Annotated in this window: 21 protein-coding genes; 10 read left to right on the top strand and 11 right to left on the bottom strand. The window is 56.3% G+C overall.

The features are described from left to right. Window positions 1-32: 32 nt before the first annotated feature. Window positions 33-470, top strand: coding sequence for an NUDIX hydrolase (locus ABWV42_RS16570; protein ID WP_353341153.1), 438 nt, complete (start codon window positions 33-35; stop codon window positions 468-470). Here ABWV42_RS16570 and ABWV42_RS16565 read toward each other — a convergent pair. Further along, window positions 440-1738: a PP2C family protein-serine/threonine phosphatase gene (locus tag ABWV42_RS16565; RefSeq protein WP_353341152.1), complete on the bottom strand. Its 1299-nt coding sequence runs from the start codon at window positions 1736-1738 to the stop codon at window positions 440-442. The genes ABWV42_RS16570 and ABWV42_RS16565 overlap by 31 nt on opposite strands. A gap of 161 nt (window positions 1739-1899) precedes the next feature. On the opposite strand from ABWV42_RS16565, the gene ABWV42_RS16560 reads away from it, so the two are divergent. From ABWV42_RS16560 to ABWV42_RS16550, 3 genes are all read left to right on the top strand, one after another. Continuing rightward, window positions 1900-2268 carry an Hpt domain-containing protein gene (locus ABWV42_RS16560; RefSeq protein ID WP_353341151.1) on the top strand — a complete coding sequence of 123 codons (369 nt, stop codon included), beginning with the start codon at window positions 1900-1902 and terminating at the stop codon, window positions 2266-2268. A 150-nt stretch (window positions 2269-2418) separates the two neighbouring features. After that, window positions 2419-3645 (top strand): argininosuccinate synthase, encoded by a 1227-nt coding sequence (locus ABWV42_RS16555; protein ID WP_255107176.1) that lies wholly within the window; start codon window positions 2419-2421, stop codon window positions 3643-3645. A gap of 79 nt (window positions 3646-3724) precedes the next feature. Next, complete coding sequence (locus ABWV42_RS16550) at window positions 3725-4009, top strand: SCP2 sterol-binding domain-containing protein (protein ID WP_353341150.1); 285 nt, start codon at window positions 3725-3727, stop codon at window positions 4007-4009. A gap of 20 nt (window positions 4010-4029) precedes the next feature. Here ABWV42_RS16550 and ABWV42_RS16545 read toward each other — a convergent pair whose 3' ends face one another. Both ABWV42_RS16545 and ABWV42_RS16540 read right to left on the bottom strand, forming a co-directional pair. Further along, window positions 4030-4743, bottom strand: a complete 714-nt coding sequence (locus tag ABWV42_RS16545; RefSeq protein WP_353341149.1) for a sulfotransferase-like domain-containing protein — start codon at window positions 4741-4743, stop codon at window positions 4030-4032. A gap of 58 nt (window positions 4744-4801) precedes the next feature. After that, on the bottom strand, window positions 4802-5713 hold the full coding sequence (locus ABWV42_RS16540; RefSeq protein WP_353341148.1) for a D-amino acid aminotransferase: 912 nt from the start codon (window positions 5711-5713) through the stop codon (window positions 4802-4804). Between the two features lie 150 nt (window positions 5714-5863). Here ABWV42_RS16540 and msrA point away from each other — a divergent pair, with 150 nt between their 5' ends. Continuing rightward, window positions 5864-6523 (top strand): peptide-methionine (S)-S-oxide reductase MsrA, encoded by a 660-nt coding sequence (gene msrA, locus ABWV42_RS16535; RefSeq protein ID WP_255107180.1) that lies wholly within the window; start codon window positions 5864-5866, stop codon window positions 6521-6523. Between the two features lie 33 nt (window positions 6524-6556). On the opposite strand, the gene ABWV42_RS16530 is transcribed toward msrA, so the two are convergent. Continuing rightward, a complete protein-coding gene (locus tag ABWV42_RS16530; RefSeq protein ID WP_353341147.1) occupies window positions 6557-7429 on the bottom strand; it encodes a ribokinase in 873 nt (290 codons plus the stop codon). Between the two features lie 83 nt (window positions 7430-7512). Next, window positions 7513-9768: an NADP-dependent malic enzyme gene (locus ABWV42_RS16525; RefSeq protein WP_353341146.1), complete on the bottom strand. Its 2256-nt coding sequence runs from the start codon at window positions 9766-9768 to the stop codon at window positions 7513-7515. A gap of 179 nt (window positions 9769-9947) precedes the next feature. Here ABWV42_RS16525 and mutS point away from each other — a divergent pair, with 179 nt between their 5' ends. Further along, window positions 9948-12563: a DNA mismatch repair protein MutS gene (gene mutS, locus ABWV42_RS16520; RefSeq protein ID WP_353341406.1), complete on the top strand. Its 2616-nt coding sequence runs from the start codon at window positions 9948-9950 to the stop codon at window positions 12561-12563. A gap of 61 nt (window positions 12564-12624) precedes the next feature. Here the strand turns inward: mutS and ABWV42_RS16515 are convergent, their stop codons facing one another. Together ABWV42_RS16515 and hrcA are read right to left on the bottom strand one after the other, a co-directional pair. Next, a complete protein-coding gene (locus tag ABWV42_RS16515; RefSeq protein ID WP_255107183.1) occupies window positions 12625-13185 on the bottom strand; it encodes a nucleotide exchange factor GrpE in 561 nt (186 codons plus the stop codon). Window positions 13186-13195: 10 nt separating this feature from the next. Beyond that, on the bottom strand, window positions 13196-14260 hold the full coding sequence (gene hrcA, locus ABWV42_RS16510; protein WP_353341145.1) for a heat-inducible transcriptional repressor HrcA: 1065 nt from the start codon (window positions 14258-14260) through the stop codon (window positions 13196-13198). A 115-nt stretch (window positions 14261-14375) separates the two neighbouring features. Here hrcA and rph point away from each other — a divergent pair, with 115 nt between their 5' ends. The 4 genes from rph to ABWV42_RS16490 are packed head-to-tail and all read left to right on the top strand — an operon-like array spanning window position 14376 to window position 17203. After that, window positions 14376-15089, top strand: coding sequence for a ribonuclease PH (gene rph / locus ABWV42_RS16505; RefSeq protein ID WP_353341405.1), 714 nt, complete (start codon window positions 14376-14378; stop codon window positions 15087-15089). Further along, window positions 15086-15697 (top strand): RdgB/HAM1 family non-canonical purine NTP pyrophosphatase, encoded by a 612-nt coding sequence (rdgB, locus tag ABWV42_RS16500; RefSeq protein WP_353341144.1) that lies wholly within the window; start codon window positions 15086-15088, stop codon window positions 15695-15697. The genes rph and rdgB overlap by 4 nt, the downstream gene beginning before the upstream one ends. After that, window positions 15690-16847, top strand: coding sequence for a radical SAM family heme chaperone HemW (gene hemW / locus ABWV42_RS16495; protein WP_353341143.1), 1158 nt, complete (start codon window positions 15690-15692; stop codon window positions 16845-16847). Before rdgB ends, hemW begins: the two co-directional genes overlap by 8 nt. Window positions 16848-16849: 2 nt before the next feature. Next, window positions 16850-17203 carry a YbaN family protein gene (locus ABWV42_RS16490; RefSeq protein WP_353341142.1) on the top strand — a complete coding sequence of 118 codons (354 nt, stop codon included), beginning with the start codon at window positions 16850-16852 and terminating at the stop codon, window positions 17201-17203. Here the strand turns inward: ABWV42_RS16490 and ABWV42_RS16485 are convergent. Genes ABWV42_RS16485 through mnmG form a run of 4 tightly spaced genes read right to left on the bottom strand, consistent with a single transcriptional unit; the run spans window position 17193 to window position 21395 of the window. Further along, window positions 17193-18086, bottom strand: a complete 894-nt coding sequence (locus ABWV42_RS16485) for a ParB/RepB/Spo0J family partition protein (protein ID WP_255107189.1) — start codon at window positions 18084-18086, stop codon at window positions 17193-17195. The two genes, ABWV42_RS16490 and ABWV42_RS16485, sit on opposite strands and share 11 nt — an antisense overlap. A gap of 21 nt (window positions 18087-18107) precedes the next feature. Then, window positions 18108-18917, bottom strand: a complete 810-nt coding sequence (locus ABWV42_RS16480) for a ParA family protein (RefSeq protein ID WP_353341141.1) — start codon at window positions 18915-18917, stop codon at window positions 18108-18110. Continuing rightward, complete coding sequence (gene rsmG, locus ABWV42_RS16475) at window positions 18910-19530, bottom strand: 16S rRNA (guanine(527)-N(7))-methyltransferase RsmG (protein ID WP_353341140.1); 621 nt, start codon at window positions 19528-19530, stop codon at window positions 18910-18912. The genes ABWV42_RS16480 and rsmG overlap by 8 nt, the downstream gene beginning before the upstream one ends. Before the next feature lie 2 nt (window positions 19531-19532). Continuing rightward, the gene (gene mnmG, locus ABWV42_RS16470) at window positions 19533-21395 is read right to left on the bottom strand and encodes a tRNA uridine-5-carboxymethylaminomethyl(34) synthesis enzyme MnmG (protein WP_353341139.1); all 1863 of its coding nucleotides are present in this window, start codon (window positions 21393-21395) and stop codon (window positions 19533-19535) included. Between the last annotated feature and the right edge of the window lie 6 nt (window positions 21396-21401).

Raw genomic sequence — 21401 nt, 5'->3', positions numbered from 1 at the left:
GGAGCGGCAAGCCAAACAAAAAGAGGTGCAACGTGATACGACGATTTGGGCAACCTCCGAGAGCCGATGTCAAATACCGGGCCCGACCCGGCGTCTATGCCGTCCTGCTTCAAGGATCGGATATGCTTCTGACATTTCAAGAAGAGCCGGATCCGGAATTCCAACTGCCCGGGGGCGGCATCGACCCAGGCGAGTCCCCTGTCTTCGCTCTTCACAGAGAAGTATACGAGGAAACGGGCTGGACAATTTCCGCACCGAAACGTTTGGGGGCATTTCGGCGCTTCGTGTTCATGCCAGAGTACGATCTCTGGGCGGAAAAGGTCTGTACGATATATGTCGCGAGACCTGCGCTTCGATTGGGCCCTCCGACTGAACCCCTGCATTCAGCTTTTTGGTTGCCAGCAAGTGAGGCGATCGGGGTTCTGGCGAATTCAGGCGATCAGCATTTTGCGGCCACATGTTTGCAATGACGGGCGCAGGGACTGAATTCAAACAAAATTCCGGAGACATCATCAGACATCTTTTCACTTCCAGAAAAGGCGATGAGTCTTTTGTGGAGGTCGGCCAACATCGTTTCGACGGGCTGGTTTCTCAGTTGGTATAACAACTTCGACAAGGCGCTTTCACCTAGCAGGTGACCATCAGGCCCGGAGCATTCCGTGACTCCATCTGACAGGATTAAAAGACGGTCTCCCTCGTTGAGGTCCACTTCAAGTTCCTGATATTCCACGTCTTTAATCAGGCCAATTGGAAACCCTCCCGACCCAAGAAATTCAACCTTCCCTGTTTTGCGCAAAATCACTGGATGCGGATGTCCAGCCTGAGTCATCGAAACTCTGCCCAACTTAAGATCCAAAACCGCCAGAAGCATTGTGAAATAGTGCTCCGTTTCGAGTTCAGAAAGCAGGATGTTATTTAGCCTCGCGGCGACCTGCGAAGGCGCGAGATACTTTGTTTCACTGTTCTCATTTGAAACTAGTGCGATGTTCTGATCCGCGGAATTGGACGAAAGATAGCCAGCTAACCTTGCGGTCATAAGTGCGGAACTGACCCCATGTCCTGACACGTCCAGTGCATAAAGGCCGATTTGGTGGGGGCTAATCCTGTAGTGACCAACGAGATCGCCACCTACATGCCCGCTTGGTTGAAGCATGTAGGAAACAGACCCCCTATCGAAAACCTGAAAAGTCTCTTTAACCAAAGACTGTTGAAGCTTTTTGGCTTCCAGCAAATCGTTGTCCAACAAGCCATACAACCTTCTCAATTCGCCTAGTGTTTGGGAAATAACTTCATTCTTTTGCGTCAACTCCTTCTGCATCCGGAGGATTCGATCACCAGCGTTGATCCTTGCCCTGAGTTCATGCGCATTGACCGGCTTGGAAATGAAGTCATCTGCTCCACTCTCCAATCCCCTGGCAACCTCTGCCTTCTCGCTCTTGGAGGTCAGCAAAATAAAATATCCGTAGCCATCTGACGGAAGTGCCCGAAAAGCCTGACAGAATTCGAGGCCGTCCATTCCCGGCATGACCCAATCGCTGATAATCAGATCTGGGCGCTGGTGAAGGCAATGTTGGAGCGCTTCCTCGCCAGAAGCGGCTTCATGAACCTCATACCCATCGCGAACCAAGGACGCGGATAGAATCCGACGTTGAAGCCGGCTGTCATCGACCAATAGCACACGCTTGATAGCTCTTGGTGGTGATTTGGTTGGTACATCTTGGTGCTTTTGAAGTGACAAAGGTGGATCTACCGGGACAGTCGCTCGAGTTCACAGGACCATTGTTATCACGTTGTGCCTTAACAAGACCTCAACCCAACTGCGCTCGATACTGTTTGTCGTGGCGCTCATTTCTTAAGGATTCCATGTCACAGTCGTCTCGGGCGACTGCGAGGTAAGGAATGATCAATTGGGATCGCGTTGAAGAATTGCACGAAGAAATTGGGCCAGAGGATTTTGACTCTGTCGTCGCGCTATTTCTGGAGGAGGTCGGTCAAGCAATTTGCCGGCTTGAGGAAAATTCTTCTCGCTCTAATCTGGAGGCGGATCTGCATTTTCTGAAAGGCTGTGCTCTAAATCTTGGGTTCAACAGTTTCTCGCTGGTTTGCCAAACAGGGGAAACACTGGTTTCCGAGGGCAATGAGGAGCTCGTTAATTTGCCTGGCTTGCTTGCAACTTATGAGGACTCTCTGAATGAGTTTCAATTGGAGCTGGAGACCCGGCTCAAACAACTGAAGCGGTCTATTCCCAAACCTTCCAGCATTGGCTGAAACAACAGGGTTTCCAGGCTGAAATCCGCAGTAAACAAAGCCAATTTAAGGGATTTCGATCGATTTCTCTTCTATGGTTCTGCCTGCACCTTGCCCTAGTGTGGAAAACCCGTTATCGCGCCCTCGATATACGTATAAGGGGAAGAAAACATGTCCGCGCCCAAGAAAGTTGTTCTGGCCTATTCCGGCGGCCTTGATACCTCGATCATCCTGAAGTGGCTGCAAACCGAATATGGTTGCGAAGTGGTGACCTTCACCGCCGATCTGGGTCAGGGTGAAGAACTCGATCCTGCCCGCAAAAAGGCAGAACTTCTCGGTATCAAACCCGAGAACATCTATATCGAGGACATCCGCGAAGAATTCGTGCGCGACTTCGTGTTCCCCATGTTCCGCGCCAACGCGCAGTACGAAGGCCTGTACCTTCTTGGCACCTCGATCGCGCGCCCTCTGATTTCGAAGCGTCTAATTGAAATCGCCGAAGAAACCGGCGCAGACGCCGTCGCGCACGGTGCGACAGGCAAGGGCAACGACCAAGTCCGTTTCGAACTGGCTGCTTATGCGCTGAACCCCGACATCAAGGTGATTGCACCCTGGCGTGAGTGGGATCTGACTTCGCGGACCCGCTTGATCGACTTTGCCGAGAAGAACCAGATTCCGATCGCAAAAGACAAACGTGGCGAGGCCCCGTTCTCTGTAGATGCAAACCTTCTGCACACCTCTTCCGAAGGCAAGGTTCTGGAAGATCCGGCGCAAATGGCACCCGACTATGTGTTCCAGCGCACCGTGCATCCCGAAGATGCACCCGACACTCCGGAGTATATCGAGATCGGCTTTGAAAAGGGTGACCCGGTAAGCATCAATGGCGTCGCCATGTCGCCGGCAACCATTCTGACGGAACTGAACGAATACGGTCGCAAGCACGGCATTGGCCGTCTTGACCTCGTTGAGGGCCGTTTTGTTGGCATGAAATCGCGCGGCATCTACGAAACACCTGGCGGCACGATCCTGATCGAAGCCCACCGTGGGATCGAGTCGATCACGATGGATCGCGGTGCGATGCACCTGAAAGACCAGCTCATGCCGCAATATGCCGAGCTGATCTACAATGGTTTCTGGTACTCGCCCGAGCGCGAAATGTTGCAAGCCGCCATCGATCTGAGCCAAGAGCACGTCACCGGCACCGTTCGCGTGAAACTGTACAAAGGCCTGGCTTCGACGGTTGGTCGCTGGTCTGAGCATTCGCTCTATTCGGAAGAGCACGTGACTTTCGAAGAGGATGCTGGCGCGTATGACCAGAAGGACGCGGCGGGCTTTATCCAGCTGCAGGCCCTGCGTCTCAAGCTGATCGCGATGCGCAACAAGCGTGTGGGCAAGTAAGCTCCAGCAACGTCAGCATTGCCTGAATATGAACGCCCCCCTAGCACTCTAGGCGGGGCGTTTTCTTTGGGAGTGAGACATGGCGTTGCAACAAATTGCGGATGGAATTCAATCGGGTTTGGCGGGTAAGTCCTTTGATGGCAGTCTAAAATTCGATTGTGGAGACGATGGGGTAATCGTTCTCAAGGATGCATCAGCCAGCACAGAGGATCAGGAAACCGACTGCACCATTCGGATTTCCAAGGACAACCTAACCAAGTTGTTGACTGGGAAGCTCAACCCGATGACCGGTGTCATGATGGGCAAGCTGAAAGTATCCGGCGATATGGGCGTTGCGATGAAGCTTGGGAAGCTAATCAGTTAAGTTTCTGATTTTGCGCGCTTTCACGCCTTCTCAGACTGCATCTTGCGGTAGTAGATCATAGCCTCATCCAGCACTTTTTGAAGATGCTGGGGGACGCTCGGCAAGGGGCCTTCGGGCCCTGCGAAACCGGAAGAGTTCCAGACCGCACTGTACCAATGCGGGGCCCAGACGCCATCGTCCTTGTGGCCGCCGCGGGGCCATTTGAGCATGGCATCTTCGAAGTCCAGTTCAAGCTTAGTACATATTTTTTTCAATTCTTTCATAGGGTTATATCGTATGTCGTGACTATCGACGACAATTGGAGTTTGCCCCCACCCCTTAACTAGATCGAACAATTCGACCTGTTGACGAAAGCCGATGTCGTTCACCGTGGGGTTCTCACGCTTGGCGGCATAGCTGGCGATGACGCGGGCGGGATGACGAATGAGGAAGACGTTGACGCAGTCTTTCATCCACTCCCTTGGTATGCCAGGGATCATGTGTTGCGTCATATGCTTTTGATAGAAAACGGTTTTTCCCTCTGGAACTTCCCCAACCAGAGATCGGGAAACCACCTCGGGATCCAGTGATTGCGATGCCAGAATCTCGTCTCGCATCGGGTGATCAAGGCCCGTCCTGGCAAGGTAAGCGGCGTAGAATGGTTCGTCCACGACGGCGCAATCCGAGCGATTTCCAAAGCTGTACATCATGGCTGTCGAGAGGTTTCGCGGGCCGGACCACATGGCGATTTTCATCGGATTTTGCCTGTCTGTATCACGTCGGTATTACGTCGGTATTGCGGAGGTGCGGGATTCAGCTTTCGACATTGCGGGCGACCAAATCTTTGTAGAGCGCGCGAATGCGGTTGGTCACCGGCCCCATTTCTCCGCTGCCAATCTGCCGCCCGTCAATATCGCCCACGGGCGTCTGGGCGCCGAATGTTCCGGTGAGAAATGCCTCGTCGGCGCCATAGGTATCCACGAGTGAGTAGTTGCGCTCGAACACCGGAATGCCGTCTGCGCGGCACAGGTCGATCACCTTTTGGCGGGTGATGCCGTTCATGCAGTAATCGCCGGTTGAGGTCCAAACTTCGCCCTTACGCACGATGAAAAAGTTGCAGGCATTGGTCGTATTCACAAAGCCATTCACATCCAGCATGAGGCCTTCATCTGCCCCTGCCTTTTCGGCAGCGATACAGGCGAGGATGCAGTTCAACTTGGAATGCGAATTGAGCTTTGGGTCCTGTGTCATAGGGAGGCCGCGGATATGGGGTACCGTGGCCAGGCGAATCGGGCGTGGGATCGATGGCCTGGAATGTTCCATGATGATGGTTATCGTTGGCCCCTGTCGGGACAGGCCCGGGTGCTGAAACGGGCGGGTTTTGACACCGCGTGTAACCATAAGGCGGGCATGGGCATCGGTGGTCATGCCATTCGCGGCGCGGGTATCTTCCAGCGCCTGTTTCACGGCGTCTTTGGACATGCCGATGTCGAGATCAATTGCCTTGGCGGCTTCGAACAGGCGGTCCATGTGTTCATCAAGGAAGGCCCAGTGCCCCTGATAAAGCCGCAACCCCTCCCAGACACCGTCACCAAGCATGAAACCGGAATCATAGACGCTTACCACGGCTTCGGCCTTGGGAACGATTCGACCATTCAAATAGATCAGGATGTTTTCGTTTCGCGCATCGTCTTCGGCCTGGTGCGTCGTGACGTGATCGTCCATTTCGAGCTCTCCCTCTTTCTCGCGAGGCTAGGAGCCTCAGGACAGACTTCCAAGGGGTAAACTGTGGTCACCAACCCGTGACATTCGATTGCATGGGATTGTGCTTCGCGTTGTTGCGCAGCAGGCTACTCCATATCAGGAGGTTTCATCATGCGTCTGGTTCTCAAAGCTAAGCCCATTGTACTGGGAGCACTCATCTCAATTGGTCTTCTTGCACACGGCACCCAAGCGAAAGCCGCCGAAGATACCTTGATCGTAGCAGGAGGGTGTTTTTGGTGCGTCGAGAGCGATTTTGAAAGCGTGAAGGGCGTAAAGGAAGCCGTTTCCGGATACACCGGCGGAAAGACCAAGAACCCCAGCTACAAGGATGTGACTCGTGGAGGCTCGGGCCACTACGAGGCAGTAAAGATCATTTTTGATCCGAACGTGGTGAGCCGGAGAGAGCTGTTGCACAAGTTTTTCCGTTCGGTTGATCCGACGGATGCGGGTGGCCAATTCTGTGACCGTGGAAACAGCTATCGAACAGCCATTTTCGTCTCTAACAAGGCGGAAAAGTCCCTTGCAGAGAAATCCAAGGCCGAAGCACAAAGTGCGCTGGGGCGTAAAATTGTGACGCCGATCCTTGAGGAAGGCCGGTTTTACGATGCCGAAGCGTACCACCAGGATTACTACAAGGGTTCAAAGCTTGTCCTGACGCGGTTCGGGCCGAAACGCCAATCCGAAGCATATAAACGCTATCGCGAAGCCTGTGGCCGCGATGCGCGCGTCGCGCAGCTTTGGGGTGATGCGGCACCTTTTGTCGGTCACTAAGGGCTTAACCCGGGTAGCGGGCTGCCGCCCCTGTCAAAAACCGGCGGCCCTTACCTCTGCAAGATCAGGAATGACATCTGCAGTGCCCTCGCGAGTCACCATGAGCGCAGAGGCACGGATCGCTAGGTCGATTGCCTGTTCGATCGGCTGACCCCGATCAAGCCCCGCAGCAACATATCCCGCAAAGGTATCACCGGCCCCTGTCGCGTCGACGGGCGTGACCTTGGGCGCGGGGAATTCGTGCTTTTCGCCTGAAATAGTGTCTATCAACACGCAACCACGGGCCCCCAATGTCACAATGATCTTGAGCGCGCGCCCCTGCCCGATCGCTTCACCGGTGGCGGCCTTGTGCTGCTTCAGTTCGACTTCGTTCAGGATGACGACGTCGGCAAAGGGAAGCGCGGCTTCCAGAGCTTCGGTTTCATAAGGAGCAGGACAACAGATCACGCGCAGACCGAGGCTCTTGGCTGTTTGCGCGGCAAAGACCTGTGCGTTGGTTTCGTTCTGAAAGATCAGGGTGTCCCCAGGGGACGCCTCGGATAGGACAAGGCCGATCTGGTCTTCGGAAATCAGGCGATTGGCACCGGGATAGATGACGATGGCGTTCTCGCCTGAGGGATCAACGTTGATAATGGCGTGGCCCGTGGGTTCTTCGATCCGGGCAATGGCGCGGGTGTCGACGCCATATTCCATCATCCTCTCAACCGCCCACGCGCCATCGGACCCAACCGCGCCGATATGGGCCACATGCGCGCCGGCGCGGGCCGCCGCGACCGACATGTTGGCCCCCTTGCCGCCAAGCCCGCGGCTCATGGCAGAGGCCGCCAAAGTTTCCCCCGGCGCGGGAAGGTGCGGGACGCGGTAGAAGTAATCGGCATTGATCGAACCGAGATTGTAGATCGCCATTGGGTTTGTCCAAGTGTGAGGGCCAAAGAAAACGGGCCGGACAAGTTTGCCCGACCCGTCAAAAACTTCAAGCTGATCCGCGGTTAGCCGACTTTGCAGGCCGCGAGGATCGCCATGTTCAGGATGTCGTTGGCGGTGGAGCCGGTCGAGCAGATCTGAATCGACTTGTCGACGCCCGAGAGGATCGGGCCAATCACGGTTGCGCCGGCCATTTCCTGAAGCAGTTTGGTTGAGATCGACGCCGAGTGGCGGGCGGGTACGACCAGAATGTTGGCGGGACCAGTCAGGCGTTGGAACGGATAACTTTCCTGCGCCTTGGGATTCAGGGCGACGTCGACTGTCATCTCGCCTTCGTATTCGAAATCGACACCGCGAGCGTCCAGTACGCGGGGCGCGATGTGCATCTTTTCGGCACGTTCCGACACCGGGTAGCCGAAGGTCGAGAAGCTGACAAAGGCCACGCGCGGCTCGAGGCCCATGTGACGGGCAACGCCTGCTGCGCGTTCGGCGATGTTTGCCAGATCGGTTTCATCCGGCCATTCATGAACAAGCGTGTCGGCCACAAGAACGATGCGGCCGTTGTGAAGAAGCGCGGTCACACCAACAGCGCCATGTTCTGCATCGGCATCAAACACGTGGTTGATGAGGCCAAGAACGTGGGCGGATTTACGGGTGGCACCGGTGACGAGGCCGTCGCCATGCCCGTGTTGAAGCATCAGCGACGAGAACACGTGGCGATCACGCGCGGCCAGTTTGAACACGTCGTGACGGTCAAACCCTTTTCGTTGCAAACGTTCGTAGAGGAAGTCGACGTAGGTATCGAGGTGGCGGGTGTTCTTGGCGTTGACCACTTCAATTTCGCGAACGGCATCGCCAAGGCCGGCAGCCTCGAGCTTCTTTTTCACGTCATCTTCACGACCAACAACCAGCGCCTTGCCGAGGCCGGAACGCTGATAGGTTACGGCGGCGCGCAGAACGCGGGGGTCGTCGCCTTCGGCAAAGATCATGCGGGCCTGCGCGTTGCGGGCGCGGGCATTCAGGCTGCGCAGGATCGACGCCGTCGGATCCATCCGCGATTTCAGGCTGTCTTCGTAGCCCTGCATGTCGATGATCGGACGGCGGGCAACACCGGTGTCCATGCCAGCCTTGGCGACTGCCGGCGGAATGCGGAAGATGAGACGCGGATCAAACGGTGTGGGAATAATGTAGTCGCGACCGAAGGAAAGCTTGCGACCATAGGCCATCGCGACCTCGTCGGGCACGTCTTCGCGGGCCAACTCTGCAAGGGCTTCGGCGCATGCGATTTTCATTTCGTCATTGATGGCACGGGCGTGAATGTCGAGAGCACCGCGGAACAGGTAGGGGAAGCCAAGCACGTTGTTCACCTGGTTCGGATAGTCCGAGCGGCCCGTGGCAACGATGGCATCAGCGCGTACTGCGTGCGCTTCTTCCGGTGTGATTTCCGGATCGGGGTTGGCCATGGCAAAGATCACGGGATCATCCGCCATCGACGCGACCATATCCTGGGTCACGGCGCCCTTGACCGAAACACCAAGGAAGACGTCGGCATCTTTCATGGCCTCTTCGAGTGTGCGGAGATCGGTCTTGATCGCGTGGGCCGATTTCCATTGGTTCATACCTTCGGTACGGCCCTGATAGATCACGCCCTTGGTATCGCAAACGATACAATTTTCATGTTTCGCACCCATCGATTTGAGCAGTTCGATACATGCAATGCCCGCAGCCCCTGCCCCGTTGAGCACGATTTTGCAGTCTTCGATTTTCTTGCCCGAGATATACAGCGCGTTCAGAAGGCCAGCGGCGCAGATCACGGCGGTGCCGTGCTGGTCGTCGTGGAAAACCGGAATATCCATCTCTGCCTTGAGTTGCTGCTCGATGATGAAGCACTCGGGCGCCTTGATGTCTTCGAGATTGATGCCGCCAAAGGTGGGGCCCATCAGCTTGACCGCCTTGATGAACTCTTCCGGATCTTCGGTATCCAACTCGATGTCGATCGAGTTCACATCGGCGAAGCGTTTAAAAAGAACTGCCTTGCCTTCCATCACCGGCTTAGAACCAAGTGCGCCGAGGTTGCCCAGACCAAGAACCGCCGTACCGTTCGAAATGACCGCAACAAGGTTGCCCTTGTTGGTATAGTCATAAGCAGTCGAGGGATCGGCAGCGATTGCTTCGCAAGGAACCGCCACACCAGGGCTATAGGCCAGCGAAAGATCGCGCTGGGTGGTCATCGGGACCGATGCCTTGATCTCGAACTTGCCCGGGGTCGGTTCAAGGTGGAAGGCTAGGGCCTCTTCGGGTGTGACTTTGGTCTTGGTCATCAAATAGCGTCCTTTTTCGGGTCAAAGGCGTCATAGACGAGCCTACGGACTCTCTCAACCTGTTTGCGCCAGTTCTTAACGCGTTTTCGCCTTTCGTCCTCTGCGACGATTTTGCTAAGTCTGTCTGCACTATCTTGGGGGAAACAGCAGTGAACGCAGGCAAACCGGCCGTCACGCCGATGATGGCGCAATATCTCGAGATCAAGGCCGAGTATCCGGACGCCCTTTTGTTTTATCGAATGGGCGACTTTTACGAGATGTTCTTTGATGATGCCGTTGCGGCGGCCGAGGCGCTGGATATCGCGCTGACCAAGCGCGGCAAACACGACGGTGCCGAGATCCCGATGTGCGGTGTGCCGCATCATGCGGCCGAGGGCTATTTCCTGACCCTGATCCGAAAAGGGTTTCGCGTTGCTGTTTGCGAACAGATGGAAAGCCCGGCTGAGGCCAAGAAGCGCGGCTACAAGGCTGTTGTGAAACGGGAAGTTGTGCGGCTTGTTACTCCGGGCACCCTGACCGAAGATTCCCTTTTGGATGCGCGCAGGCACAATTTCCTTGCAGCCTTTGCGACCGTGCGGGACGAGGCTGCGCTGGCCTGGGCGGATATTTCGACCGGATCGCTTTACGTGATGCCCGTTTCGCCCGTGCGTCTTGGCCCGGAACTGGCGCGGCTGGCCCCGTCGGAACTTCTTGTCGCCGAGGGATCAGAGGCGGAATTGTACGAAACAGTCTCGGATGTTGGGGTTTCCCTTACACCTATGTCGCGTGGGTCTTTTGACTCGACCAGTGCGGAAAAGCGTGTTGCGACGCTGTTCAAGACGTCTTCGCTGGATGCCTTCGGAACCTTTACCCGCCCAGAAATCGGGGCGCTCGGCGCAATTGTCGACTATCTTGAACTGACCCAAAAAGGCAAACTGCCGCTTTTGCAACCGCCGGTACGGGAAGCAACGCAGGGCGTGATGCAGATTGATGCCGCGACGCGCCGGAACCTTGAACTGACCCATGCGCTTTCGGGGGGTAAGGCAGGTTCATTGCTCGCGACCATCGACAAGACGGTAACCCCGAGTGGCGCCCGGCTTCTTGAACAACGCCTATCCAGCCCGTCGCGGCGGCTTTCGGTGATTCAGGGTCGGCACGATTCAGTCTCTAACATGGTGGAAAACCGTCAGATTGCGCGTGATTTGCGTGACAGCCTCAAGAAGGTCCCCGATCTGGATCGGGCGCTGTCACGTTTGTCTTTGGACCGAGGCGGCCCGCGTGACCTTGCCGCGATCCGAAATGGCCTAAACCAAGCAGAATCGCTTTATTCGAGCCTGAATTCGGCACAATTGTCCGATGATCTGGCCGATGCGGTAGAGGCTCTGGGGGGGCATGAAGAACTGTTGGACCTGCTGGATCAGGCGCTTGTGGCCGATCCGCCCCTTCTGGCGCGGGATGGCGGATTCATCGCGCCGGGATACGATGACGAGCTGGACGAAAGCCGGACGTTGCGCGACGAAGGGCGCGGCGTGATCGCGGGGATGCAATCCCAGTATTCGGAAATGACGGGAATTGCCTCTCTCAAGATCAAGCACAATAACGTTCTGGGCTATTTCATTGAAACAACGGCAAAACATGCCGATGCGATGATGTCCGCGCCGCTGTCCGAGACCTTCATTCACCGCCAGACAACCGCCAATCAGGTGCGCTTCACAACCGTGGAGCTCTCTGAGATGGAAACCAAGATCCTGAATGCGGGGAATCGGGCGCTTGAGATCGAAAAACGTCTCTATGACACCTTAAAAGGGTCTATTCTGGACGCAGCGGGACAGGTTTCAAGCGCATCAAGGGGGCTCGCGGAACTGGATTTGGCCACTGCGTTGGCCGAACTGGCCATTGAGGAAAGCTGGTGTCGTCCGGACGTGAACGAAAGCCGTGACTTTCACGTGGAAGGCGGACGCCATCCGGTGGTTGAGGCGGCCTTGCGCAAGCAGGGCGGGTCGCCTTTTGTCGCCAATGACTGCGATCTTTCCGGCGGGGATGAAGCGAGCATCTGGCTTTTGACTGGTCCGAACATGGCCGGTAAATCGACCTTTCTGCGTCAGAACGCGTTGATTGCCCTTCTCGCGCAGATGGGGAGTTTTGTGCCGGCAACCGAAGCGCGGATTGGCGTGGTGAGCCAGTTGTTCAGCCGCGTTGGCGCCTCGGATGATCTGGCGCGCGGGCGATCCACTTTCATGGTTGAAATGGTGGAAACCGCCGCGATCCTGAATCAGGCCGATGATCGCGCGCTGGTTATTCTTGACGAGATCGGCCGCGGCACCGCGACCTATGATGGTTTGTCGATCGCATGGGCCACGCTGGAACATCTGCATGACGTGAACAAATCGCGCGCCCTGTTTGCCACGCACTATCATGAAATGACGGCGCTTTCTGAAAAGCTTGGCGGTGTTGAAAACGCCACAGTGACGGTTCGGGAGTGGGAAGGCGAGGTCATCTTCCTGCACGAAGTCAAAAAAGGGGCGGCGGATCGCAGTTACGGGGTGCAGGTTGCACAACTCGCCGGATTACCGCCAGTCGTTGTCGAGCGTGCGCGCGTTGTTCTGGAGGCTCTGGAAAAGGGCGAGCGTGAAGGGTCAGGTCAGAAGGCGTTGATCGATGATCTTCCGCTTTTCGCCGCGACGCCGGCACCGCAACCGGTAGCGGCCAAGGGCCCCTCGCCGGTTGAGGAAATGCTGGGCGATGTGCATCCCGATGACTTGAGCCCGCGAGAGGCGCTTCAGGTTCTTTATGCTTTGAAGGAAAAGCTGGGCTAGCGCGACACGCGCCAATATCCCAAAGAAAAAGCCCCCGAACTTGCGTCGGGGGCTTTGTTTTTTAGCCAGTGAAGGACGAAACGCCCACCTGCGCGGGGCGCAGCAGGCGATCGTGCAGCATGAAGCCTTCGGCCGATACCTGGATGATGTCGCCCGATTTGGTGCCAGGCAGCGGCGCTTCGAACATGGCTTCGTGCATGTTCGGATCGAACCGGTCTCCAACGGCCGGGCTTACGATCTCAACACCGTGTTTTTTGAAAACGTTCAGCAGCTCGCGCATGGTCAGTTCGATCCCTTCGATCAGCGCGGCCGAAGCCTCTTTCTGTTCGTCGGTGATCGCGTCCAGCGCGCGCTTCATGTTGTCGTAGACCGGCAGGATATCGCGGGCCAGCTTGGAACCGCCATATTGCTCGGCGTCGCGGCGCGCTTTGTCGCTGCGTTTACGCGCGTTTTCGGCATCTGCCAGCGCACGCATGAACCGGTCTTTGTACTCGTCACGCTCAGCGCGCAGCGAATCCAGTTCAACCGCCTCGTCTTCGAGTTCGTCCAGGCTCTGGGCAAACTCTTCGGCCTCGGCTTGTTCGATGTCGTCCAGAAACTCGTCTTTTTTCGGTTCTGCCATTTCTCAACCTCTAACCGCGATCGGAAATCAATTTTCCAACCAGTTGCGCCGTGTAATCCACAATCGGCACGATACGTCCATAGTTAAGGCGCTTGGGGCCGATTACGCCCACAGCACCCACAATCTTTCGATCCGCGTTCATATATGGAGACACCACCAAAGAGGAACCCGAAAGTGAAAAAAGTTTGTTCTCAGAGCCAATAAAAATGCGCACACCGTCGCCCTCTTCGGCGAGTTCGAGAAATTCGGCAATGTCGCGCTTGCGCTCGAGGTCATCAAACAGGGTGCGGATGCGTTCGAGATCTTCGGCTTCTTCTTCCGATCCCAGCAGGTTTGCCCTGCCCCGCACGATCAGGCGCTCGTGGCTGCCTTCATCATCCGCCCAAAGCGCCAACCCGTTTTCGACCAGATCACGCGCGAGGGTGTCGATCTCCTGACGGCGCTGGCTGATCTGGTTGCGCACGCTTGTTTGCAATTCGGACAGCGTGAGCCCCTCGACCATGGAATTGAGGAAGTTCGCCGCTTCCCTCATCGAGCTTGGGGTTTGTCCGGGCGGCGGTGTAAAAAGGCGGTTTTCAACGTGCCCATCGGCAAAAACGAGAACAACAAGGGCGCGATCATGCGCAAGGCTAACGAACTCGATATGCTTGATCGGTGCCTCGTGTTTTGGCGCCAGAACCAGAGAAGCGCCCTGTGTTACACCCGAAAGGGCCGCGCCAACCCTGTCGAGCATGCCGCCAACATCGGCGTTGCCTTCGCCAAGGGTCGCGTCAATCTTCTGACGGTCCTGCGCATCGAGATCGGAAACCTCCAAAAGACCATCGACAAACATGCGCAATCCCATCTGCGTGGGAACGCGGCCGGCACTGACGTGGGGGCTGTCCAGAAGGCCAAGATACTCCAAATCCTGCATCACGTTGCGCACGGTTGCCGCGGAAACCTTTTCCGACATGCTCCGCGTGAGGGTTCGAGACCCGACGGGATCGCCTGTATCCAGATAGCCCTGGACGACGCGGCGAAATACTTCGCGCGAGCGGTCGTTCATTTCGTTGAAAATGCGGGCGCTGTCGCTCATGGCTCATCCTTGTCCTGAATGTCATTAAAGTGCCCTTGGCAGAAAGGTCAATCGGGGTTGCGTTTCGTTGCTGCGGCCTTGTATCCCCATGCCCAAGCAACAAAGGATTATCGCCATGCGTCCGTCGGGAAGAGAACTGAATGAAATGCGCCCGGTTTCCATTGAAACCGATGTCACGAAACACGCCGAAGGCTCTTGCATGATCAAGATGGGCGATACGCATGTTCTGTGCACCGCCTCGATCGAAGCGCGCGTTCCGCCCTTTATCAAGGGTTCGGGTCTTGGTTGGGTGACAGCAGAATACGGCATGCTGCCGCGCTCGACCTCATCGCGTATGCGTCGCGAGGCTGCCGCGGGTAAGCAAGGCGGAAGAACGGTTGAAATTCAACGACTTATTGGTCGCTCTCTGCGTGCTGGTGTGGATCGTGTCGCGTTGGGTGAACGCCAGATCACGGTTGACTGTGACGTTATCCAGGCAGATGGCGGCACGCGCTGCGCGTCGATCACGGGCGGCTGGGTTGCGCTGCGTCTTGCTGTGAACAAGCTGATGAAAGCGGGCGACGTGATCACCGATCCGCTGATTTCGCCGGTTGCCGCGGTATCTTGCGGGATCTACGCGGGCCAGCCTGTTCTGGACCTGGATTATCCGGAAGACTCCGAAGCCGGCGTTGACGGGAATTTCATCATGCTGGGCAACAAACAGATGATCGAAGTCCAGATGTCGGCGGAAGGGTCGACCTATTCGCGCGACCAGATGAACCAACTTCTCGACCTGGCAGACAAGGGTGTTGAAGAACTGGTTTCTGCGCAGCTTGCGGCGACGGCATGACCCGGAAATTCGACGGAAAAACCCTGTTGGTGGCAACACACAACAAGGGAAAACTCGAGGAGGTGGCCCACCTTCTCGAGCCCTATGGCGTCAAGGTGGTAGGCGCGGGTGAAATGAACCTGCCCGAACCGGAAGAAACCGAGGATACGTTTGTCGGGAATGCCCGGATCAAGGCGCATGCCGCCGCAAAGGCAACCGGTTTGCCGGCACTTTCGGATGATTCCGGCCTGTCGATTGACGCTCTGGATGGTGCGCCCGGTGTCTATACGGCGGATTGGGCCGAAACCGGAAATGGCCGGGATTTCATGATGGCGATGACTCGCGCACATGACGAATTGATTGCGAAAGACGCCCCAAAGCCGTGGACGGCACAATTCCGGAGTACGCTGGTTCTGGCTTGGCCTGATGGGCATGATGAAGTGTTCGAGGGTGTCGCGCCCGGCACGTTGACCTGGCCGATCCGTGGCAAAGACGGTTTTGGCTATGATCCGATGTTCATTCCCGAAGGCCTTACCGTGACATTCGCGGAGATGGATCGCTGGGAGAAAAACAAGATCAGCCACCGCGGTCTCGCGGTTGCCAAGTTCGTAGCAGGCTGTTTTGGCTGAGGATTGGCAAAACGGGGGCTTTGGTCTCTACATTCATTGGCCGTTCTGTCAGGCCAAATGCCCCTATTGCGACTTCAACAGCCATGTTTCGCAAAAAATAGACCAGAAACGCTGGCTTAGAGCCTATCTGGCCGAGATTGACAGAGTCTCTCAAGAGACTCCAAATCGCATTCTCAACACGGTCTTCTTTGGTGGCGGCACGCCAAGTTTGATGGATCCCGAGATCGTGGCCGAGATCCTTGATAAGGTGCGCAGGGCCTGGCCGTCTTCCAACGATGTCGAAATCACGCTTGAGGCTAATCCGGGCACTGTTGAAGCAGGACGATTTGAGGCCTATCGCCAAGGTGGCGTAAACCGGATTTCAATGGGTATCCAGGCGTTGAATGACCATGATCTGCAGCGTTTGGGGCGGATTCATTCGGTTTCCGAAGCCAAAGCCGCTTTTGACATCGCCCGCACAACCTTTGATCGGGTTAGTTTTGATCTGATTTACGCACGACAGGACCAAACGCTGGAAGATTGGCGGGCAGAATTGCGCGAAGCCCTGTCTATGGCGATTGATCATCTGTCTTTGTACCAGTTGACGATCGAGGATGGCACGGCGTTCGGTGACCGCTATGCCCGAGGAAAATTGCGCGGCCTTCCTGAAGACGATCTTTCGGCCGATATGTACGAGGCGACATTCGATATCTGCGGTGAATTCGGTTTTGAGGGCTATGAAGTCTCTAACTATGCCAAAGTTGGCAATGAATCGCGCCACAATCTGATCTACTGGCGCTATGGGGATTATGCCGGGATTGGCCCGGGTGCACATGCACGCCTTACATTTAATGGTCAGAAATACGCCGCTGAAAGCTGGCGCAACCCTACAAAATGGCTGGATTCCGTGCAATCAGGCTCGGGAGAGTCGCTCCGGGAATGCGTTGACCGGGAATCTCAGCTGATCGAGTTCATGTTGATGGGTTTGCGCTTGTCAGAGGGAATTGATCTCCTACGTTACAAACAGTTGGCTGGCCGAGACTTTGGTAGCACCAAAGCGGACACGTTGAAGGATCTGGGTCTCATAGAATGGGACGATCAGAGGTTGAGGGTGCTTCCGAATGGCCGGATGGTTCTGAATTCCGTTCTTGCGGAGCTTTTGGTGGAGTAGACATGCGGGTACTTTGGGCAGTTCTTGGCTTGCTTTGCGTTGCCCTTGCCGTGATCGGCATCGTTCTTCCGCTTTTGCCAACCGTCCCGTTCCTGCTTCTGGCGGCATTCTTCTTTGCAAGATCGTCTGAGCGGCTTCACAACTGGCTATTGGATCACCCTACCCTCGGCCCCCCGATCGAAGACTGGCAATCGCGCGGCGCAATCAATCCAGCAGCAAAACGTCTTGCCACCATCTCGATTGTCGTTGTGTTCGGAATTTCGCTCGCCATCGGCCTGCGCCCAATGTTGTTGGGCATTCAGGCCGGTGTTCTAAGCATGGTTCTCTTGTTTATCTGGACGCGGCCTAGCTGGTAGAGCTGAGGATACGGCAGATTTCATCAAGCTGATCGAGCGAGACGTATTTGATGGTCAGCTGACCGCTTTCGTCGCCGGTTTTGTGATCAATGATGACCTTCATCCCCAGGTTGGCCGACAAATCCCCTTCGAGGGCAACGGTATCCGCGTCTTTCTTGGGTTTGGGCGCCGCGGGCTTTGGTTCGGACGGCTTGTTTTGCGCGGCTTTTGCCAGAGCTTCGGTCTGGCGCACGGAAAGACCGCCTTTGACCACCTTCTTGGCCAGCGCAGACGCATCTTCCGACGTAATCAAGGCGCGCGCATGGCCAGACGACAAGGCCCCTGTTTTCAGCAGCTCAAGAACATCTTCGGGCAATTGAAGCAGACGCATGACGTTTGCGATGTGGCTGCGGCTTTTGCCGAGAGCTTCGGAAAGCTTTTCCTGCGTATGACCAAACCGATCCATCAGCGCGCGATAGCCCGCCGCCTCTTCGACCGGGTTCAGATCGGCGCGCTGGATGTTTTCAATAATCGCGATCTCAAGAACTTCGGTATCGTTGTATTCGCGCACAACGACGGGCAGTTCGTGTAGTTGTGCAAGCTGCGAGGCACGCCAGCGGCGTTCACCAGCGACGATTTCATAGGTTCCGCCTTCACGCTCGCGCACGATCAGCGGCTGAATGACGCCTTTTTCCTTGATCGAAGCGGCCAGTTCGTCGAGTTGGTCCTGAGTAAAGTCGCGACGGGGCTGATCGGGATTGGGTACGATCTTTTCGATCGGGACAGTCATATCCGCGCGGCGCGGCTCGCCTGTTTGTTCCTGAACCTTTTCTTCAGTCACATCTGCCATCAACGCAGACAGACCACGCCCCAGACCACGGGCTCTTCCCTTTTTCTCAGCCACAGCGCTCTCCTCTTTTTCTTATTATGCAGCGATTTTCATGTGCTTGGACATAAGTTCGCGCGCCAACTCGCGGTAAGCCTCGGCCCCTTTGGACGTAGGATCGTAGTCGATAACCGGCTGGGCGAAAGACGGGGCCTCGGAAACGCGGACATTCCGCGGAATGCGCGTTTCCATAACCAGTTCGCCGAGGTTGTCACGGGCATCCTGTTCAACCTGCTGCGAAAGGTTGTTGCGCGCATCAAACATAGTGAGAACCACGCCTTCGATGCGCAGCTTGGGGTTCGCCGTCTGGCGCACTTCGCGAACGGTCAGCATGAGTTGCGACAGACCTTCAAGGGCGAAAAATTCGCTCTGGAGCGGGATCAGCACGGAATCCGAGGCGATCATGGCGTTGACCGTCAGCAGGTTGAGTGACGGAGGGCAATCAATCAGGATGTAATCCCAGTCAAAGGCATCCATTGCCGGCTGGCGCAGCGCGTCATGAAGAAGAAAGCTTCGTTTTTCGTTGGAAAGCAGTTCGATATCTGCCGAACTCAGGTCGACGGTTGCCGGGATAATTCCCATCCCCTGAACGCCGGTCTCCTGGATGACATCGGTCAGTTTGATGTCTTCAAGCAGAAGATCATAGGTCGTGAGTTTCCGGTCTTCGGTTTCAACACCCAGACCTGTCGATGCGTTGCCCTGCGGATCAAGATCGACGACCAGAACGCGGCACCCTGCCTCGGCAAGGGCGGCGGAAAGGTTGATAGCGGTTGTTGTCTTGCCAACCCCACCTTTCTGGTTGGCGACTGAGATAATTTTCGGGCCCCGGGGACGAGTGGGATCAGACACGTCGTATTTCTCCGACCTTGAGAATAACTGCTTCGACTTCTGTCTTACTTGTAATGACCTCGTGGTTGAATGACCACGATTCCTCTGCTTTGCGCAGTTCTTTTTGCCAAGTGGCGCCTTTCGGGAACAAGGCGGTGCCGGTTTCGCCTAAATGGCGCTCAGCAAAGGAAAACAGGAGATCCAGATCTGCGAGAGCGCGGGCTGAAAGGATCGAGGCATTCTGGGGTTCGGCCTGTTCGATTCGTTTTGTGATGACATTTGCCGTGACACCGGTCTCGCGTAGAACCGTCCGCAAGAAGGCGCACTTACGTTGATCGCTTTCGATCATGGTGAGCTTGGTCGGGGAATTGGCTTCGGCGGCCATGATGGCGATCACCAATCCGGGGAACCCTCCCCCACTGCCGATATCCACCCAATGATCTATAGGATGATCTGCGCAGTGAAAAATCTGTGCGGAATCATAGATGTGGCGCTCCCAGAGATCGGGAAGTGTTGTTTTGGAGACCAGATTGATTTTCGGGTTCCACTTGCAGAGGAGATCAGCCAGCTTTTTGAGGCGATCCGATGTTTCACGTGAAACATTCAGGCGGCCCAAAACATCTTCTGCGCTCATACTCACGCGATCTTTCCCTTCTTGGCCTGGCGAATACGCGCAAGGATCAGGGTAAGCGCCGCAGGCGTCATGCCGTCAATCCGTCCTGCCTGACCAAGGTTCGCGGGGCGTGTCGCGTTGAGCTTTGCTTTGAGTTCATTGGAGAGGCCCTCGACGATGTCGAAATCGAAGTCGGCGGGTATCTCCTGATTCTCGTCCCGCTGCATGGCTTCGACATCACGCTTTTGGCGTTCGATGTAGTTGGCATAAAGCGCGTCGCGCTCAAGCTGGGCGCGGGTGTCCGGATCAATGGAGGCATATCGCGGGTCCAGTTGTTCCAGATCTCCAAAGCTGACATCGGGGAAGGCGAGAACCTGAAAGGCCGTCCGGCGGTTGCCATCCTGATTGACCGAGATACCCGCGGCATTGATTTGCTTTGGAGAGAACCTCTCGTCTTCCAGAAGATCGCGGGCCGTGTTCAGGCGATCGAGTTTTTCACCAAAGGCGCGACGACGGGTTTCGCCGACAAGGCCAAGCTCCAGCCCTACCGGGGTGAGACGCTGGTCGGCGTTGTCTGCCCGCAGCGACAGGCGGAATTCGGCGCGGGAGGTGAACATGCGATAAGGTTCAGTGACACCGCGCGTGATGAGGTCGTCGACCATAACGCCGATGTAGCTGTCCGAGCGGCTGAAATACTTGGGGTCTTTGCCCTGCGCGGAGAGCGCGGCATTTAGGCCGGCAACAAGCCCTTGGGCGGCGGCCTCCTCATATCCTGTGGTTCCGTTGATCTGACCCGCAAGATATAGACCAGGAACGGTCTTCACCGACAAGGCAGCATCAAGGGCGCGGGGATCAACGTAGTCGTATTCGATGGCATAGCCGGGTTGGAGGATCTCGACTTCCTCAAGACCATAGATCGAACGGACGTAATCTTCCTGGACATCGACAGGTAGAGAAGTCGAGATGCCGTTTGGATAGACCGTGTCGTCATCCAGACCTTCGGGTTCAAGAAAGACCTGGTGCGACGTCTTGTCGGCAAAGCGGACGATCTTGTCTTCGATCGACGGACAATAGCGCGGCCCTACCCCCTCGATGTGACCGCCGTACATGGCTGAGCGGTCCAGGTTTTCGCGGATGATCTGATGGGTCTTTTCGTTGGTGTGGGTGATCCCGCAGGCCACCTGCCGGGCTGAAGGCGCCTTATTGAGGAACGAGAACATCGTAGGCTCATCATCGCCGGGCTGAGAATCCAGAAGATCCCACTTGATGGTTTTGCCGTTCAGACGCGGTGGCGTACCGGTTTTCAAGCGGCCAAGCGGCAACTGAAAGCTGTCGATTCGCTCGGCCAGACGTACGGAAGGGTCATCCCCCATACGACCACCGGGGCGAGAGACATCGCCGATATGGATCACACCTCGCAGGAATGTGCCGGTGGTTAGGACAACTGCGTGCGAAGAAAGCTCTGATCCGTCAGCCAAGATGACACCGCGAACAGAGTTTCCCTCCATGCGGAAATCGGTGGCTTCACCTTCGATCACAGTGAGGTTCGAGGTGGCCATGATCTCTGCCAGCATCGATTCGCGATAGATTTTGCGATCTGCCTGCGCACGGGGGCCTTGTACGGCAGGGCCTTTGCGACGGTTCAGAAGGCGAAACTGGATGCCAGCCTTGTCAGCCACGCGCCCCATGACGCCATCAAGCGCGTCGATCTCACGAACGAGGTGACCCTTGCCCAGCCCACCAATCGCCGGATTGCAGGACATCACGCCGATGCCCGAGGTTTTGAGGGTGACTAAGGCAGTCTGCGCACCCATTCGGGCCGCTGCATGAGCGGCGTCCGCACCGGCGTGTCCGCCGCCAACAACGATGACGTCAAAATGTTTCACGTGAAA

Origin of the sequence: Pelagimonas sp. KU-00592-HH, assembly GCF_040369695.1 — a bacterium.
Classification (GTDB): Bacteria; Pseudomonadota; Alphaproteobacteria; order Rhodobacterales; family Rhodobacteraceae; genus Shimia.
The sequence above is the reverse complement of the archived record's forward strand: the minus strand, read 5'-3'. Positions and strand labels throughout refer to the sequence as shown.

Excerpts from the sequence above, each read along its gene's own strand:
- ABWV42_RS16525 (WP_353341146.1), bottom strand. The coding sequence starts at position 9,768 with ATGACCAAGACCAAAGTCACACCCGAAGAGGCCCTAGCCTTCCACCTT.
- rsmG (WP_353341140.1), bottom strand. The coding sequence starts at position 19,530 with ATGAGCGCAGAAGATGTTTTGGGCCGCCTGAATGTTTCACGTGAAACA.
- rdgB (WP_353341144.1), top strand. The coding sequence starts at position 15,086 with ATGACCCGGAAATTCGACGGAAAAACCCTGTTGGTGGCAACACACAAC.
- mutS (WP_353341406.1), top strand. The coding sequence starts at position 9,948 with ATGATGGCGCAATATCTCGAGATCAAGGCCGAGTATCCGGACGCCCTT.
- ABWV42_RS16545 (WP_353341149.1), bottom strand. The coding sequence starts at position 4,743 with ATGAAAATCGCCATGTGGTCCGGCCCGCGAAACCTCTCGACAGCCATG.
- msrA (WP_255107180.1), top strand. The coding sequence starts at position 5,864 with ATGCGTCTGGTTCTCAAAGCTAAGCCCATTGTACTGGGAGCACTCATC.
- ABWV42_RS16530 (WP_353341147.1), bottom strand. The coding sequence starts at position 7,429 with ATGGCGATCTACAATCTCGGTTCGATCAATGCCGATTACTTCTACCGC.
- ABWV42_RS16555 (WP_255107176.1), top strand. The coding sequence starts at position 2,419 with ATGTCCGCGCCCAAGAAAGTTGTTCTGGCCTATTCCGGCGGCCTTGAT.
- ABWV42_RS16550 (WP_353341150.1), top strand. The coding sequence starts at position 3,725 with ATGGCGTTGCAACAAATTGCGGATGGAATTCAATCGGGTTTGGCGGGT.
- ABWV42_RS16540 (WP_353341148.1), bottom strand. The coding sequence starts at position 5,713 with ATGGACGATCACGTCACGACGCACCAGGCCGAAGACGATGCGCGAAAC.
- ABWV42_RS16560 (WP_353341151.1), top strand. The coding sequence starts at position 1,900 with ATGATCAATTGGGATCGCGTTGAAGAATTGCACGAAGAAATTGGGCCA.
- ABWV42_RS16490 (WP_353341142.1), top strand. The coding sequence starts at position 16,850 with ATGCGGGTACTTTGGGCAGTTCTTGGCTTGCTTTGCGTTGCCCTTGCC.
- rph (WP_353341405.1), top strand. The coding sequence starts at position 14,376 with ATGCGTCCGTCGGGAAGAGAACTGAATGAAATGCGCCCGGTTTCCATT.
- ABWV42_RS16515 (WP_255107183.1), bottom strand. The coding sequence starts at position 13,185 with ATGGCAGAACCGAAAAAAGACGAGTTTCTGGACGACATCGAACAAGCC.
- hrcA (WP_353341145.1), bottom strand. The coding sequence starts at position 14,260 with ATGAGCGACAGCGCCCGCATTTTCAACGAAATGAACGACCGCTCGCGC.